Here is a 15,487-nt window from a genome sequence, read left to right on the forward strand (position 1 = left end):
CATGTCCGGGAAAAGATCCGGAGTTCACGCGAACGCGGGAACACCGAAGCCTGCAAGCGGCACGGCGCAGCAATTCTTCCGCGATCCTGCCGTATCAAAGACCACCAACCTGGCGCCCACCGACTTGAGCGAGCTGAGGACATTGGAAAAACCACTGATTCAGCCTTGGCTGAGTCGTGCGTGTCCATGGAGCCGCTCGAGCACCACCGTCCGGTATTCGGGCTGGTAATGCTTGAGGTTAGTGGCGATGGTCCTGTTCCAGTCGATATCTCTATCCCGTGGCCGGCGGATCCTTGCCGGCAAATGCCGGGAAACCCCACTGGGGCTCCCCGGCACTCCTGCCAATCCCTACGCCTGGTTGCTCACCAAGCCGGCAGTTACGTCCATACCCGCTGTCGGTTTCCTGCCCTCGCGCTGCATCGACAGCAACGGCGAGAAGAACCGTCCAAGTTCCGCCGTCGCTGTCAAAGGCAACACGTTGGCGACGTACTGGTCCGGGCGTACCACGACCACGACGCCGCCGCGGCTGATGCCCCGGAGGTCGAAGATGTCAGCGTTGGGGTCGGTGCCAAACACCTTTTCAAGGTAGGTGAGCTTGAACGGTCCAACGGTGGGCTTAAACGCCGCGGGTACGGCGTTGATGTCCACGGTGGTGTGGTCCTGTTGGTAGATCACCTTCACGTCGAACCAGGCGTCACGGTCAGCGTCCGACGGCGCCGCGGCCAGCGGCGAGTCCGGCGAGTTCGCGATCCACTCGGCGAAGTCCGCCACAGGGCCGTCGGCGCCTGCTTGCGCTGCGTCGGCAAAGACATAGATGCGCCAGCGTCCGTCTGCTTTGGCATGGTGGCCCAGGTGCATGGGGTTGGTGTCGCAAACCCTCTGGACCGGCGCCGATTTGAAGCGCTTACCCACGGGGAAGCCGGTGGCGAGGTCCTGGTGCTGCGCCTCGGCAACGAGCATTGAAGGCGCGTATTGGGTCATGAAGCCGGCCGGGAACTCGGCGGTGCTGGTGTAGAACGTTTCCAGTTCAGCTGGGTCTTCGAACTCTTCGGGCTTCTTCGCCATCAACGTGGACCACTGCTTGTCGAAATCGATGAGGTTCTTGGCCACCACCTGGCGCTCGGCCGAGTACGTGTCCAGCAGGCTTTCAGGGCTGCGGCCCTCCAGCACGTGGCCGAGCTTCCAGCCGATGTTGAAACCGTCCTGCATGGACACGTTCATCCCTTGCCCCGCTTTGGCGCTGTGGGTGTGGCATGCATCGCCGGTGATGAACACTCGCGGGGTGCGCGTACCGCGCTCCTCCGGCAGGACGTCGTCGAACCTGTCCGTGAGCCGGTGACCTACCTCGTACACGCTGTGCCACGCCACGTTGCGAACATCCAATGTGTACGGGTGGAGGATGTCGTTGGCTTTTTGGATGATTTGCTCAATGGTGGTCTGGCGCACGGCGCCCTTGTCATTGGGGTTGACTTCGCCCAGGTCCACGTACATGCGGAACAGGTGTCCACCCTCGCGGGGGATTAACAAGATGCTGCCGCCCGTGCCGGACTGGATTGCACATTTGGTGCGGATATCCGGAAAATCGGTCACCGCGAGCACATCCATGACGCCCCAGGCGTGGTTGGCCTGATCGCCGGCCAGGTGACAGCCGATCGATTCACGAACCTTGCTGCGCGCGCCGTCGGCACCCACCACGTACTTGGCGCGGATGATGCGCTGCTGGCCTTCGTTGGGCCCGGAGGTGCGACCCAGGGTCACCTCAACCGGGTAGTCACCCTCGCCTGTGACGTTGAGACCGTGAAACTCGTAGCCATAATCCGGCGTCATGCGTGCGGGGGAGTTGGCCATGAATTCAGCGAAGTAGTCCAGTACCCGGGCCTGGTTCACGATCAAGTGTGGGAATTCGCTGATTCCAGCGGGGTCATCCACAGCTCGTGCTGCCCGGACAATCCGGGAATGATCGGCCGGATCCGGCTTCCAGAACGCCATCTCCGTGATCCGGTACGCCTCCGCGATGATGCGCTCGGCAAATCCGAAGGCTTGGAATGTCTCCACGCTGCGGGCCTGAATGCCGTCAGCCTGACCGATGGCCAGACGCCCGGGGCGACGTTCAATGATTCGCGTGGTGATGTCCGGGAACTGTGAGAGCTGCGCCGCCGTGAGCATGCCCGCAGGGCCGGTGCCCACGATGAGAACATCAACCTCGTCAGGAAGCTCGGCCGGGCGGTCAATTCCTACGCCGGCGGCTGGCTCAACTCGCGGGTCACCGGATACATAACCGTGATGGTGAAACTGCACGGGCTTTCCTCACTTCTTTGTGGGCTGCTGCATTGGGGTATGTTCGATAATAGAACACCATGTTCTATTATCGCTCCACCAATCGTAATGCGGCTCACATCCGTGGACAAGTCATTGACGCGTCTTAAGCAGGAACCTTGTACTACTTGCTGCGGTTCGGACTCCTGACATGTCAGGATCAGGTATGCCGCGACTGATGCTCTTGGACACTGCCTCCTTGTATTTCCGCGCCTTCTACGGCGTACCCGATTCCATCCGCCGGGCCGACGGAACGCCGGTGAACGCCGTGCGGGGATTAATGGACATGATCGCCAGACTCACCACCGACTACGAGGCCACGCATTTGGTGGCCTGCTGGGACAACGATTGGCGCCCGCAGTGGCGCGTGGAGCTCATCCCCAGCTACAAGCAGCACAGGGTCGCTGAGCTCGTCCCACATGGCCCGGATGTAGAAGTTGTCCCGGATCCGCTTGAGGCGCAGATTCCCATGATCCGCCGGGTCTTGGACCTCGCCGGGATCGCTGTAGTGGGTGTTGACGAGCACGAGGCGGATGACGTGATTGGCACCTACGCGAGCCTGGCGACCTTCCCGACGGACGTGGTCACCGGTGACCGTGACCTCTTCCAGCTCGTTGATGATGACCGCGGCGTGCGTGTCATCTACACCGCGCGTGGCATGAAGAACCTGGAAGTTCTCACCGACGTCGTAGTGGTGGGCAAGTACCGTGTCCTGCCCCAGCAATACGCTGACTTCGCAACACTTCGCGGCGATTCCTCCGACGGACTTCCGGGCGTTGCCGGCATCGGCGAAAAGACGGCGGCGTCGTTGCTGGGTACCCATGGATCGCTGGAAGGGCTCCTTGAGGCGGCAGAAGCTTCCGACGGCGATGTGTCGGCTTCGGTGAGGGCCAAGCTGTCCGCGGCGGCTGACTATCTCAAGGTGGCCCCCACAGTGGTCAATGTTGTGCGTGACCTGCAAGTTCCGACACTTGACGAAGCGGGCGCTGAGCTGCGCCCCGTCACCGGCGAGGCGCGAACTGAACTTGAGCAGCTGGCCACCGAGTGGAACTTGGGCGGCTCGGTCAAAAGGCTGCTGGATGCGCTGGACCGCTTCCGTTAGAGGGACCCGCTTCCACCAGGGCTCCACGCACAGAATCCGGTTCACTTTCACAGCCGAATGACAGGTTCGAAACAGCCAGGGCTGTGGTGCGTCTTCCATCGTGTTAAGAGGACGGAACCAATAACCGTCCCTCAGACGCCAGCCGCATCAACGGCTCATTGAGGAGAGGCATATGTCGAAAACCAAGAGAATCACCCTGGGAGTTGCAGCCGGAGCACTGGCACTGGGCGCAGGCCTGGGTGCAACCGGTATCGCGACGGCGGCCACCACACCGTCGCCGAGCGCTACCTCGTCACCCGGCACCACGTCGTCTACAGATGCGGGCACCCCGTCCGATCGTGGGTCAAAGCCAGGCGGACACGGCCCTGGCCGCGATCGGGGGCAGATAGCTGCTGAGTTGGCCACCAAGCTGGGCGTGGACGAAGCCAAGGTCACTGAAGCCTTGAAAGCGTTCCGTGAGGCGAACAAACCCACCACGCCTCCTGCCGAAGGTACGGAAGGAACCAGGCCGGACCGCACAGCGCAAGACGCTGCCCTGGCCAAGTCTCTCGCTGAATCATTGGGCGTTGACGAAGCCAAGGTCACCACGGCCCTGGAAGAAATCCGGGCCGCAGGCCAGGCGGAACGTTCGGCCGCCTTGAAAACCAAGTTGGACCAAGCGGTAACGGATGGCAAGTTGACCCAAGCCGAGGCTGACGCCGTGACCAAAGCTGTTGAAGCAGGGGTCATAGGAGGAGGCGGCCGCTAGGCGACCCGGAAGTCGATTGCACCAAAAGGGTCTCCCGGGATACAACCGGGGGACCCTTTTCGTGTCGCCGGCAGTTGGTCTTACCGCCCAGAGCGGAACTGGCCTGTCCTCCGGGTAGCGGCGAAGCGGCTTGCCCTCGTAATGGGGGTAATCGGGGGCAAGCCATCGAGAAACCGAACATGCCCCCTTGACCTGCGCGAACGAGAGATTGGTAGACAGCCGCAGGGGTAACAGCAGTAGTGAGAGCCAAGACTGTTAACACGGGGACAGAGAACACAGGGACAGACGCCGCCAGTAGTCGCACACCTTTTGGTCCCACGGCCCTTCCCCGCCCCCGCGGCAGACTAAGTTTCACGAGGCCACTCAGTGGGTTCCACGCGTCAACTCACTTCCTGGGCCGCCTTTGACATGCGCTGCGTTGTTCCTTGCGTTCCGGGCCGCACTCAGAAACCGACCGCGAAGATCACTTCACATCCGACGTCCGAGCACAGTCCCGCAGCACCCAGCCCCTCTGGGTGGGGCTGATGTACTTTGTGTTTTCTATGTTCTGGGGGGTGTGTGGTGGTGGTTGCGTCGGGGTGTTTGTTGGGGGTCGATGTGGGGTGGACGCGGGAACGATTTCCGGGCCGATGCCATCGCCGTTCAGAACGGCCAGTCGGTACTGCTTGGATGTAGTCACGGTATTTCCTTTTCTTTATAACCAGGTCTCTTTGACGGACCAGGAACTAGTGAATGACTGCCATGAGTTCGGCGGCGTCGGCTGAGACCACATTGGCTCGGGGGTAGAGACGCAAGGCCTCAATGGGAACGATCAGCATCAAGTCGCCCCGATAAGTGTTGCTCTTGCTGTCTACGGCCAAGGTGCGTGCACCGTAGCGAAGCTCGTACTCATAGCGGGAACCGACGTACGACGTCGTGAGGATTTCCACGGGAAGCCCCACATGGCCGGACGGTACAGAGTCGTCCACCGGTGCGAGGGAGGCCTTCTCCGGACGGAACGCTACGGTGACCGAGTCGCCGTCGTGCATTTCGCCGGTCAGAACGGCGGTGACCGTTTCGCCGGTGTCTTCAAGCCGGACCACCGCCCGGTCCCCGATGGTTGAGGTAATGGTGCCGTCGAGGAAGTTGGAGCGGCCGATGAAGGCGGCGACCTCGGCAGTGGCGGGGCGTTCATAGATTTCCTCGGGCGGGGCCACCTGAAGCATGTTGCCATTGGACATGACCGCGATGCGGTCACTCATGGCCAAGGCTTCCTCTTGGTCATGGGTGACGTAAACGGTGGTGATGCCGAGCTCCGACTGGAGGCGTTTGAGCCAGACCCGGGCTTGCTCGCGCAGCTTGGCGTCGAGGTTGGACAAGGGTTCGTCCAGCAGCAGGACCTTGGGTGAGTAGACAAGAGCCCGGGCCAGGGCCACGCGTTGCTGTTGGCCACCGGAGAGTTGGTGCGGGTACCTTTGCGCCAGATGCGCCAAGCCCACTTTGTCCAACGCGTCGCGGATCAGGGTTTTCTGCTCAGCCTTGGGGACCTTGCGGATGTTCAGCGGCATCGCCAGGTTCTCAGCCAGCGTCATGTGAGGCCAGAGGGCGTAGGACTGGAACACCATGCCCAGGTTGCGCTCTTCCGGTGGAACAAACTTATTGGAGGAATCGTCCACCAGGACGGTGGTACCAACGGCGATGGATCCCGACGTGGGTTGTTCCAAGCCTGCCAGACAAGACAATGTAGTGGACTTGCCACAGCCTGAGGGGCCAAGGAGGGTGAAGAACTCCCCGTCCTTGATGGTGAAGCTCACTTCGTGGAGGACAGTGATGCCTCCGAAGTCTTTGCGGAGATTCTTGACTACGACGTCAGGCATCTTTCTTACCTTTCATGAGCAGGCCGGCGATGCCGACGAAGGCTGCGGTGATAGCGATTTGAATGGTGGCCAGGGCGGCCACTGATCCGGTGTTGCCCTGGACCCAGAGCTCGAGCATCGTGGTGCCAATGATGTTCGTGTCGGCAGATCCAAGGAAGATCGCCGGGGAGTATTCCTTCATCATGACCACGAAGGTCAGCACCATGGCGGCGACGAAGGCGGGGGTGAGGAGCTTGGCCAGGACGCGGATGAACATGCGCATCCAGTCCGCTCCGTTGACGCGGGCTGCGTTGTCCAGTTCTTCACCGATTTGCATGACGGCCGGGGAGATGGAACCGAAGGCACTGGGTAGGGCGCGGAGGCCGAAGCCGATGATGATCGCCCAGATGGTGCCTTGGACGAAGGACCCCATGTTGAACGGCAGGAACGAGAACGCCCAGAAGAGGCCAATGCCGATGATCAGGCCGGGCATGGCTTGCGGGGCCAGGGCCAAATACTCGATGACCTTGCGGTACCGGAACGTGGACCGCTTGGCGACCACCACCGCCACTACGGCCAGGACGCTGACCAGAACGGCGCCGACGCCGGCTACGATCAGGCTGTTGCGAATGGAGGCCAGGTAAACGGGGAATTCGAAGATGCGCTGGTAGTTGCCCATGGTGAGGGACTGCAAGGGGTTCTGCAGGGGCGTGAAGACCTTGGTGAAGGAGCGCATCACCAAGCCCAGGATCGGAACCAGGGCGCCGATGACGACGTAGACGGAGATGAAGGCGACCGAGAGCCACTTGATCCAGCCCAGGTCCAGCAGACGGGGCCGGGTTGCCTTGCCACGCACGGAGACGAACCGCTTGGCGTCCTTGAGGAGCTTGGCCTGCACGGCGACAAGGAGGATGGTCACGAGCAGGATGATGACCGACGCGGCGCCCAGGATTCCGTAGTCCGGGTCGATGGACTGGAGCCCGTTCTTGTAGAGGAACGTCGCGAAGACGGTGATGCCGACCGGCTGTCCGTAAAGCAACGGGATGGACAGGGTTTCGATGGACATGCTGAACACCAGGACCGAGCTGTAGACCATGGGTGGGCGAAGCATCGGAATAATGACTGACCAGAGGATCCTGAAGGGTCCGGCGCCTACGGTTTGTGCCGCGCCTTCGAGCGAAGCGTCGGAGTTACGCAGGGCATTGGCGCAGAAAACGTAGGCTATCGGAGCCAGGGCCACCGCTTCAGTGATCGCCATTCCCGGGATCGTGTAGAGATCCCATGGGAGGAAACCCAGGACCCGCTTGACCTGGACACTGGCGAAGCCGGCCGGGCCATACATAGTGATCCAGCCGAACCCGAGGATCAGTGACGAGATGAAGAACGGCCACTGCATCGCGGTTCCGAAGAATTTCCGGCCGGGGATGTTAGTTCGAACGACGACGATGGCCATCGGCACTGCGATCAGCAGCGTCATAACGGTTGTCAGGACTGCGAACATTAGTGTGTTCAGTGCAACCTGGCCGAAGCCGCCTTCAGTGAAGAGCCTGGTGAAGTTCTCTGTGGTGAACAGACCGCCCTCCTCGTACAGAGGACGGTCCATCACCGACTGGTACAGCGTGGGGACCACAGGTGCAAGGACAAGGAGCGCGAGAATGACTATCGTCGCCCAGTAGAGCAGCTGGCTGCGGTCCGCACCGAGAATCCTGCGGTACTTCGGTGCCGGGAATTCAGTTCGCGCCGGCGTCTGCGTCGGCACCTCGGCGACTTCGGGGAGTGTTTTCATGGTCTTGGTTCCAGATCCTTGCACAGCGGGTTACTTGAGGAGGCTCTGCCAGCGGTCGGTGAATGCCTTCACCTTGTCCGCGGGGACCGACTCGTACGGGGCCATGATCACGTTGTCTTCGCCGACCTTGGACACGACGTCCTGGTAGGTGAGGGCGAACTGGACCGACTTGACGCCATCGCGGTAGGAGGACAAACCGCCTTCAAGAACAGCCTGCTGTCCTTCCTGGGAGATGACGAAGTCCTGGAAGAGCTTGGCGGTTGCCGGGTGGGGCGCGTCAGCGGAAATACCGAGTCCACGAGGGATAACCACCGTGCCGTCCTTCGGAAGGGCGATGTCGAACAAGCCGTTGCTGTTCTTCACCACTGGGAACGCCGGAGCTGCGGTGACCAGAACCCCGGCCTTGTACTCGCCTGCAAGGACCTTTTCAGACAAGGTACCCGAGGATGTTTCCGGTCGGGAGGCAGAAAGGATGGTCTCGATGGACTCCCATGACTTCGGCTTGGCCTCGGTCAGGTTGTAGAACATCGTGAACCCGAAGGCGCCGGTAGTATCCCGGACGCCAATCATGTTCGTGAAGTCCGCAGGCTTTGCCTTGATCTGTGCGGCCAGGCCTTCCATGCTCTCGGGCTTCTCAGTAAGGAGCGAGGTGTTGAAGGCGATGGTCTGCGGGTCCGCGGACATCGCCACCACCCCCGGAAGCAGGGAAGCGAATTCGGGAACCTTGGCCAGCTCCGGCGAGGTGTACTTGGCCAACATGCCGTCACGTGCGGCGAAGTCCGCCCACGCGCCGGCGGCGTTGGAGACGAAGACATCGGCACTGGAGGCGTTAGTAGCCTTCTCGCTCAAGGCCTTCTGGAAGACCTCATCACTGTCCAAATTGTTCGCCGCGATCTTGGTGACGAAGGGGTACTTCTTCTTGAAGTCCCGCAGAATCGGATCCCAGTTCTCCTGATCCGTATTGGAGTAAATGGTCAGTTCGCCGCCTTCCTTCTCGGCTGCTGCCACCAGGTCCTTGTAATCGGCCGGGTAGTAATCCGGGTACTGGCCTACGGCGATGGAGTTCTCCGGGGCCGGCGTCTGTGCCGTCTCAGATCCTCCACCGCAGGCAGTCAGGCCCATCACGGCGGCGATCGCTGCTGCTGCGCCGACGGTCATGACCGTACGGCGACGGGGCCCGGTAGGCAGGGCCTTCTTGAATTCAGTCATTGCTTCTCTCCCTTGAGGCTGCACGGCTGGTAGTGAATGGTTCCCCGTGACTAGTGATGCTCAGCCAGTGAGGCTGCTCACATAATCATGAGGCTAAGTGGTCGGCCAGTCAACCACTTTATTGCGGGAAGTTCTGATTGAATTTGCCTCGCACACCAAGCATGCGGCAAAAGTGGTCGGCCAGTCAACCACTTTGCTTGATTCGTCGGCTGTAATGCTGAAACGTGGGTTTGGGCACAAAAAAGCGGGGAAGCATATGCGCTTCCCCGCTCGGTCGGTGTCGCTGTGTCGGCTACTCAGCAGACTTCAGAGTGGCCATGAGGCGGCCGCTGGCGGCATCCATGTGCTCGGCCATCGAGCCCGAAGCCCCCTCGGCGTCTCCAGCAAGGATCGCCTCGTACACGGGCGTGTGCTCCGCGTGCGAACCGTCGAAAGACGTTTCAGCATCCATCACGCGATGGATCCACACACGCAATAGCGCTGCAATATTCTTGAGCATGTTCGCCAGGACCGTGTTACCCGAGGCGTCGGCGACGGCGAGGTGGAAGTCTACGTCAGCGGAGACGAAGTCCTCAGTCGTCCTGGCAACTCCCATGGCGTCAAGCGCCTTCTTGATGCGCTTGAGGTCCGCATCCGTCCTTCGAGTCGCTGCCAGGCCCGCAGTAACGCGCTCAATGTGCTGGCGGGCCTCCACGAGGTCCGACGTTCGCCGCTCGCCGAGCATCAGCCCCCACTCGATCACCCTGGGGAGGAGCTCCGAATTGGCGTTCCGAAGGAATGTTCCCCCACCATGCCGGAATTCCACCAGCCCCAGAAGGCCCAGTGACTTGATCCCTTCGCGGACAACGGAACGCCCCACACCAAAGGACTCGCTGAGTTGACGCTCCGACGGCAACTTTTCCCCAGGCGCCACTTGCCCCGAAAAAATGTAATCCAGTAGAGCCTTGGCCACTTCGGACGAAGCCGGCTCGGCATGAACCACACTGACGGGCTTTAGCCCGGTAACTGAGGGCGCCGCCCGCTTACGGCGGGTGGCGCGAGGGGTCGGCTCGGCAACGGCTGGGTCAGCGCTCAACGAGAACTCCATCTGGATCGCAGTACACCATGGCGCCCGGCTTGATGATGACGCCAGCAAGCGTCAGCTCGACGTCAGTCTCACCTGCACCGGTTTTGGTACTTTTTCTTGGGTTGCTGCCTAATGCTTTCACACCGAGAGGAAGGCTGGAAATCGCTTCACGATCGCGGATTGCTCCATTGATGATCACTCCGGACCAGCCATTCGAAACGGCGATCTCGGCGATCATATCGCCCATGAGCGCCCGTGAGAGCGAGCCACCCCCGTCGACCACCAAGACGGCGCCTTCGCCGGGTCCTGATACGACAGATTTGAGCAGAGCATTGTCTTCAAAGCAACGGACCGTTCTGGCCGGTCCGCTGAAGTGGGTTCTGGCGCCGAGCGATTGGAACTGAATGGCGACGGACTGAATGTCCTCACCAAGCTCATCGTAAAGGTCGGCTGTGTTGACGGATGGTGCAGTCATGGATAATCCCTTCAAGTCTTACGGCCATGGTACTCCGCGATCGCTAACTGGTCGACCACATAATGACGAAAACTTAGGAGTCACAGTGGTAGCGGTCGGTTCTCCACGACGTTCTTCATGACCAGAGTGGAGCTGAGCCGCTGCACTCCCGGCAGGGCCGAGAGTTGCTCGTCGTACAGCCCCTGGAATTCCCGTACGTCCTTTGCGACGACTTGTAGCAAATAGTCAGGGTCCCCGAAGAGACGTTGCGCCCTCAGTACGTGACGGATCTCGGCGACAGCTTCTTCGAAGGCCGCCACCGTAGCCCGATCCCCGTCACGCATGGTCACGAACACGAGTGCTTCAAACGTCAGGCCAAGGGTCCCTGCATCCAACTGCGCCCGGTATCCGCTAATGGCTTGCGACTCCTCCAAAGCACGCAACCTTCGGTGGCACGGGGAGAGGCTCAAACCCACGCGCTCAGCCAGATCCGTCAGGGACAGACGACCGTCCAACTGCAGCTCAGCAAGAATCTTCCTATCAACCTTGTCCATAGAGAAAATTATCGCCGCATTGGGCATCAAAGCCAAAGAACTTGGAAGCACATTCCAGTCTTACTTCCGTAAACTTCTTTGTGAAGTCCCAGACACCCGGGATTTTTACACCAGAGGAGTACGGATGCCGCTTGGGACCATGGCCGCGTTTTGGGCGGTCTCTTTCCTGTTCGTGGTGACACCCGGAGCGGACTGGGCCTACGCGATCTCAGCAGGCCTCCGTCACCGGACCGTCATTCCCGCCGTTGCGGGACTGCTCACCGGACACCTCGCCGCAACCCTCATTGTGGCAGCGGGGGTTGGGGCGCTACTTGCAGGATCACCCCTGGTACTGAGCGCTCTCACTGTTGCGGGGTCCGCTTACCTGGTGTGGCTGGGACTGGGCATGCTCAGGAACCCATCCGTCCCGCAAGCCGGCGAAAGCATCGATGGCAGCTGGGCCCGCCAGGCCATCAAGGGCGCGGGGATCAGCGGCCTGAACCCCAAAGTCTTCCTCCTGTTCCTGGCGCTCCTCCCCCAGTTCACCAATACCCACAACGCCTGGCCTATGTGGGCCCAGATTATTGTCCTTGGACTGATCCACGTCGCAAGCTGCGCGGTCATCTACATCTGCGTGGGAACCGGAGCACGCGCCGTGCTAAGGACCCGACCCAGCGCAGCCCGTTGGGTCACCCGCATATCGGGAGCCGCGATGATCCTGATCGGGATGTTCCTGCTGATCGAACAAGTCCTGCACTGGAACTCATAAAGCCCTTCCGGCAATCACCCATCATGACGAGAAAACGGAGACAATGGCAACGACGGCAGGATGAGGCGTGCGTCGGAGAGTTTCCGCCCTTGAATCAAGGCGGGCCGGACTACCGGCCTTTATAGACTGGTGGTCGCTTCTCGACGAAGGCGGTGAATCCTTCTTCGGCGTCCTCCGTCCGTACGGCGGCGATGAAGTGCCGGAATTCGTTTTCAAGTGCCTCTATCTCCGGACGGCCTGTTCCTTCAAGGGTGGAGGCTCGGGCTGCCCGAACGGCGATTGGTCCACGCTCGGCAATTGTCTTGGCCAAGGCAACAGCCTCCCTTAAGAGCTTGTCAGAGTCGATCAGCCTGTTGACCAAGCCCACCCGGTACGCCTCGGCCGCATCAATCGGGTCCCCCGTGAGGATCATCTCCATCGCCAGGCCCAAGGGAACTGCCCTTGGCAGCCGAACAGTTCCACCTCCACCGGGGATGATTGCCCACTTCGTCTCCGCCAAGCCGATCGTGGCGTTGGGCGAGGCCAGCCGGATGTCACAGGCAAGCGCCATTTCGCACCCTCCGGCCAGTGCATGCCCGTTGATCGCCGCGATCATCGGTTTAGTGCGTTGGATGGTGGTGAATCCACCGAAGTTCCATTCTGGTGATTCGCCGGCACGGACACGCGCATGATAGGCCGGCAGAAGCTGCTTTAGATCGGCGCCCGCCGAGAATGCAACTTCCCCGGCTCCGACCAGCACCGCGACGTACTGGTCGTCATCGGCTTCGAAGGCGGCAACTGCCTCACCCAGGGCTTTATTGTGTTGCGGGTCGAGTGCGTTTCTTGCCTCGGGCCTGTTGATGGTGATGACGGTGACGTGGCCTTCTGTCGTTACATCGATCGACATGAGCATTTCCTTCTTCTCAGGTATCTGGGGTCGTTTCTAGCACAATGACGGTGGTAAGTGGCCTTAGCTACTGGCCGTGCCGGCACCGACGCGCCCTTGGTCCGTTCTGACATGGAACGCTTCAAGTCGCTCCTTGACGGCGGGGTTTGATGCGACGAGCGCATACCCGACGAGGGCATCGACCTGCAAAGCGTCATCCAGTTGCCGGCCGATGACATCGTGTGCGGTGGTTTTGACGGTTTCAACCGCAACCCGGTCGTTCCGGAGTATGGCTGCCACGACGTCGTCCGTTGTCGCGGCAAGATCTTCGGGGGCTACCACTCTGGAGATGAGCTGCCAGCGCTGCGCCTGTTCGGCGTCGAAGGCGTTGCCCGTAAGGAGGATGTCCAGTGCGGTGCCAAGCCCGCACATGTTGACCAGACGTACGATCCCACCGTCCATGGGGTTCAGGCCACGCCGAACCTCAAAGCAGCCGAATTGGGCATTGGTGGTGGCGATGCGGATGTCGCACGCAAGAGCAATCTCAAAGCCGCCTGCAAGCGCCCACCCGTTGACGGCTGCGACAATGGGTTTCTTGATGCGGTGCAACCCGCGGGTGATCCCACCGAAGCCGTCGTTGAGCTTGCGAAGTGGCAGACCTGCGTCGGCTTCAGCCCACATGGGTAGATGGGTCTTCAGGTCCGCACCCGCGCAGAAGGCATCGCCTGCGCCTGTAATGACGGCAACCCTCAGGTTGTCGTCGTCACGGAAGTCTTCCCAGATCTCGATTAAGCGCTCGTGCATTTCCAGATCGAGAGCGTTTTTCGCTTCAGGCCGGTTCAGGATGATGAAAGCTACCTGATCTCGCTTCTCGTAGAGAACTTTGGTCGTGGGATTATGGGCCATGTCGGCTGTCGTCCTCTCTGGTTTCGGGGCCTAGGCAGTGACTATCGAGTCGTCGAGGCCCAGCTCCCGGATGCTCTGCTCACGCATTTCCGTCTTACGGATTTTCCCGTTGGCAGTCATGGGGAACTCGGCAGCGATATGGACATAGCGAGGCACCTTAAAATGGGCGAGCTTGCCTTTGCAGAACTCGCGGAGGCGCTCCTCAGTTATTGGAGGGCGCCCGTCCTTTACCCTGATCCAGGCACAAAGCTCTTCGCCGAGCCGCGGATCCGGAACCCCGACGACCTGGACGTCGGCAATGTCGGGGTGGGTGTAGAGAAACTCTTCGATCTCACGCGGGAAAAGATTTTCACCGCCCCGGATCACCATGTCTTTCAGTCGACCTACGATGTTGATGTATCCCTCGGAGTCCATCGTGGCAAGATCACCGCTGTGCATCCAGCCATCGGCGTCAATAGCTTCAGCTGTTTTGTCGGGCTGGTTCCAGTAGCCGCGCATGACCGAGTATCCGCGGGTGCAGAATTCTCCGGAGACCCCGCGGGGCATTGTGGCGCCCGTGACCGGATCCACGATCTTCACCTCAAGGTGCGGCAACACTGTTCCGACGGTGGTGGTGCGACGTTCGAAAGATGCGTCAAGACGGGTGTGTGTCGAAATGGGTGATGTCTCCGTCATGCCGTAGGCGATGGTGATGTCGCGAAGGTTCATTTCCGAGACGACACGCTTCATGTATTCAATGGGGCAGGGCGAGCCAGCCATGACCCCGGTGCGAAGACTCGTCAGGGTAGATGAGTCGAAAGTGGGGTGTTCGAGCATGCCTATGAACATGGTTGGCACACCATACAGCGCGGTACAGCTCTCTGCCTCTATTGCCCTCAGGGACGCTGCCGCGTCGTATGAGGGCGAAGGGAGAACGATGCAGGCCCCGTGGGTCAGTGCGCCCAGGTTTGCCATGACCATCCCGAAGCAGTGGTAGAACGGAACTTGAACGCAGACCCGGTCGTCGGCGGTAAATCGCTGAACCTCAGTCACCCAGAAGCCGTTGTTCAGGATGTTGTGGTGGGTAAGTGTCGCTCCCTTAGGGAACCCGGTGGTGCCGGATGTGTACTGGATGTTGATGGGATCAGTGGGGTTCAGCTGCGCCATCCTTCCGCGGACCGAGTCCGCGTCGATTGGCGTTGCGGCCAGGTCGAGCCACTCCGTTGAACCCAGCATCACCACCTTGCGCAGGTTCGGTACGTCCTCGCGCACCTCGGCCACCATGGCGGCGTAGTCGGAGCTTTTGAAGCGGGAGGCTGCGACCAGCATGGAGATCCCTGCCTGCCGCAGCGCGTAGGTGAGCTCGGACTTCCGGTAACCGGGATTGAGCGTCACTAGAATGGCGCCAACTTTTGCAGTGGCGTACTGGATCAAGACCCATTCAGGGACGTTTGGTGCCCAGATACCGACTCGGTCGCCTTTCTCGACACCGAGGCGGAGAAGCCCGGTTGCCAGGCTGTCTACCGCGTCGTTGAGTTGCCGATAGGTCCAGCGCCGGCCGGACGGCATGTCCACCATGGCGTCGTGGTCAGGGTAGCGAACGGCGGCCGCCTCGACCTGCTCACCGATGGTCAGGCCGATCAATGGGATATCCGATCGCTCGTTGGCGTAGCTGAGGTCTGACATCGTTGTCTCTCCTTTGTCCTAGTGCTCGCAGTTCCCCTCCCCTGTGGTACTCGGCGAGTTGCCTTGGAGCTGCGGTTGACTTGATCGTACGTGTCGGCAGTCACACCCACTACGCGCAAAAGTTGGTATTCCGCCGGATATCTTTTGGTCTGTCATAACAAATCCGCTACTGCTGACGGGGGGAATTCGGAGTCGCAGGATGTGACTGGTGACCTTTCATTCGGGGTATAGAT

The 15,487-nt window shown here is 60.7% G+C and carries 13 protein-coding genes; 3 read left to right on the forward strand and 10 right to left on the reverse strand.

Features of this window, described 5'->3' with window-relative positions; genetic code table 11:
* Positions 1 to 348: 348 nt before the first annotated feature.
* Positions 349 to 2,298 (reverse strand): FAD-binding monooxygenase, encoded by a 1,950-nt coding sequence (locus AR689_RS01110; RefSeq protein ID WP_062065605.1) that lies wholly within the window; start codon positions 2,296 to 2,298, stop codon positions 349 to 351.
* 169 nt (positions 2,299 to 2,467) lie between these two features.
* Here AR689_RS01110 and AR689_RS01115 point away from each other — a divergent pair, with 169 nt between their 5' ends.
* Complete coding sequence (locus AR689_RS01115; RefSeq protein ID WP_062065608.1) at positions 2,468 to 3,418, forward strand: 5'-3' exonuclease; 951 nt, start codon at positions 2,468 to 2,470, stop codon at positions 3,416 to 3,418.
* Between the two features lie 172 nt (positions 3,419 to 3,590).
* Positions 3,591 to 4,166: a Clp protease N-terminal domain-containing protein gene (locus AR689_RS01120; RefSeq protein WP_062065611.1), complete on the forward strand. Its 576-nt coding sequence runs from the start codon at positions 3,591 to 3,593 to the stop codon at positions 4,164 to 4,166.
* 725 nt (positions 4,167 to 4,891) lie between these two features.
* Here the strand turns inward: AR689_RS01120 and AR689_RS01125 are convergent.
* From AR689_RS01125 to AR689_RS01150, 6 genes are all read right to left on the reverse strand, one after another.
* Entirely contained in the window at positions 4,892 to 6,022 is a 1,131-nt protein-coding gene (locus tag AR689_RS01125; RefSeq protein WP_062065614.1) for an ABC transporter ATP-binding protein, read from the reverse strand.
* The gene (locus AR689_RS01130; RefSeq protein ID WP_062065617.1) at positions 6,015 to 7,787 is read right to left on the reverse strand and encodes an ABC transporter permease; all 1,773 of its coding nucleotides are present in this window, start codon (positions 7,785 to 7,787) and stop codon (positions 6,015 to 6,017) included. Before AR689_RS01130 ends, AR689_RS01125 begins: the two co-directional genes overlap by 8 nt.
* A 30-nt stretch (positions 7,788 to 7,817) precedes the next feature.
* Positions 7,818 to 8,996: an ABC transporter substrate-binding protein gene (locus AR689_RS01135; protein ID WP_082697721.1), complete on the reverse strand. Its 1,179-nt coding sequence runs from the start codon at positions 8,994 to 8,996 to the stop codon at positions 7,818 to 7,820.
* Positions 8,997 to 9,288: 292 nt separating this feature from the next.
* Entirely contained in the window at positions 9,289 to 10,071 is a 783-nt protein-coding gene (locus AR689_RS01140; protein WP_197412775.1) for a FadR/GntR family transcriptional regulator, read from the reverse strand.
* Positions 10,061 to 10,537, reverse strand: a complete 477-nt coding sequence (rraA, locus tag AR689_RS01145) for a ribonuclease E activity regulator RraA (protein WP_062065620.1) — start codon at positions 10,535 to 10,537, stop codon at positions 10,061 to 10,063. Before rraA ends, AR689_RS01140 begins: the two co-directional genes overlap by 11 nt.
* 80 nt (positions 10,538 to 10,617) lie before the next feature.
* The gene (locus AR689_RS01150; protein ID WP_062066083.1) at positions 10,618 to 11,070 is read right to left on the reverse strand and encodes an Lrp/AsnC family transcriptional regulator; all 453 of its coding nucleotides are present in this window, start codon (positions 11,068 to 11,070) and stop codon (positions 10,618 to 10,620) included.
* A gap of 124 nt (positions 11,071 to 11,194) precedes the next feature.
* On the opposite strand from AR689_RS01150, the gene AR689_RS01155 reads away from it, so the two are divergent.
* Positions 11,195 to 11,818 (forward strand): LysE family translocator, encoded by a 624-nt coding sequence (locus tag AR689_RS01155; protein ID WP_062065623.1) that lies wholly within the window; start codon positions 11,195 to 11,197, stop codon positions 11,816 to 11,818.
* A 109-nt stretch (positions 11,819 to 11,927) separates the two neighbouring features.
* Here the strand turns inward: AR689_RS01155 and AR689_RS01160 are convergent, their stop codons facing one another.
* The 3 genes from AR689_RS01160 to AR689_RS01170 form a co-directional block, all read right to left on the reverse strand.
* On the reverse strand, positions 11,928 to 12,704 hold the full coding sequence (locus AR689_RS01160) for an enoyl-CoA hydratase/isomerase family protein (protein WP_062065626.1): 777 nt from the start codon (positions 12,702 to 12,704) through the stop codon (positions 11,928 to 11,930).
* A gap of 63 nt (positions 12,705 to 12,767) precedes the next feature.
* A complete protein-coding gene (locus AR689_RS01165) occupies positions 12,768 to 13,589 on the reverse strand; it encodes an enoyl-CoA hydratase/isomerase family protein (protein ID WP_082697725.1) in 822 nt (273 codons plus the stop codon).
* Positions 13,590 to 13,619: 30 nt separating this feature from the next.
* Positions 13,620 to 15,254 (reverse strand): AMP-binding protein, encoded by a 1,635-nt coding sequence (locus tag AR689_RS01170; protein ID WP_062065629.1) that lies wholly within the window; start codon positions 15,252 to 15,254, stop codon positions 13,620 to 13,622.
* Positions 15,255 to 15,487 lie beyond the last annotated feature (233 nt).

Origin of the sequence: Arthrobacter sp. EpRS71 (assembly GCF_001512285.1) — a bacterium.
Taxonomy (GTDB): domain Bacteria; phylum Actinomycetota; class Actinomycetes; order Actinomycetales; family Micrococcaceae; genus Arthrobacter.

What these genes read in the sequence shown, in the direction of transcription:
- AR689_RS01120 (WP_062065611.1), top strand. Translation starts at nt 3,591, where the DNA reads ATGTCGAAAACCAAGAGAATCACCCTGGGAGTTGCAGCCGGAGCACTG.
- AR689_RS01165 (WP_082697725.1), bottom strand. Translation starts at nt 13,589, where the DNA reads ATGGCCCATAATCCCACGACCAAAGTTCTCTACGAGAAGCGAGATCAG.
- AR689_RS01135 (WP_082697721.1), bottom strand. Translation starts at nt 8,996, where the DNA reads ATGACTGAATTCAAGAAGGCCCTGCCTACCGGGCCCCGTCGCCGTACG.
- AR689_RS01170 (WP_062065629.1), bottom strand. Translation starts at nt 15,254, where the DNA reads ATGTCAGACCTCAGCTACGCCAACGAGCGATCGGATATCCCATTGATC.
- AR689_RS01115 (WP_062065608.1), top strand. Translation starts at nt 2,468, where the DNA reads ATGTCAGGATCAGGTATGCCGCGACTGATGCTCTTGGACACTGCCTCC.
- AR689_RS01150 (WP_062066083.1), bottom strand. Translation starts at nt 11,070, where the DNA reads ATGGACAAGGTTGATAGGAAGATTCTTGCTGAGCTGCAGTTGGACGGT.
- AR689_RS01125 (WP_062065614.1), bottom strand. Translation starts at nt 6,022, where the DNA reads ATGCCTGACGTCGTAGTCAAGAATCTCCGCAAAGACTTCGGAGGCATC.
- AR689_RS01130 (WP_062065617.1), bottom strand. Translation starts at nt 7,787, where the DNA reads ATGAAAACACTCCCCGAAGTCGCCGAGGTGCCGACGCAGACGCCGGCG.
- AR689_RS01160 (WP_062065626.1), bottom strand. Translation starts at nt 12,704, where the DNA reads ATGTCGATCGATGTAACGACAGAAGGCCACGTCACCGTCATCACCATC.
- AR689_RS01155 (WP_062065623.1), top strand. Translation starts at nt 11,195, where the DNA reads ATGCCGCTTGGGACCATGGCCGCGTTTTGGGCGGTCTCTTTCCTGTTC.
- rraA (WP_062065620.1), bottom strand. Translation starts at nt 10,537, where the DNA reads ATGACTGCACCATCCGTCAACACAGCCGACCTTTACGATGAGCTTGGT.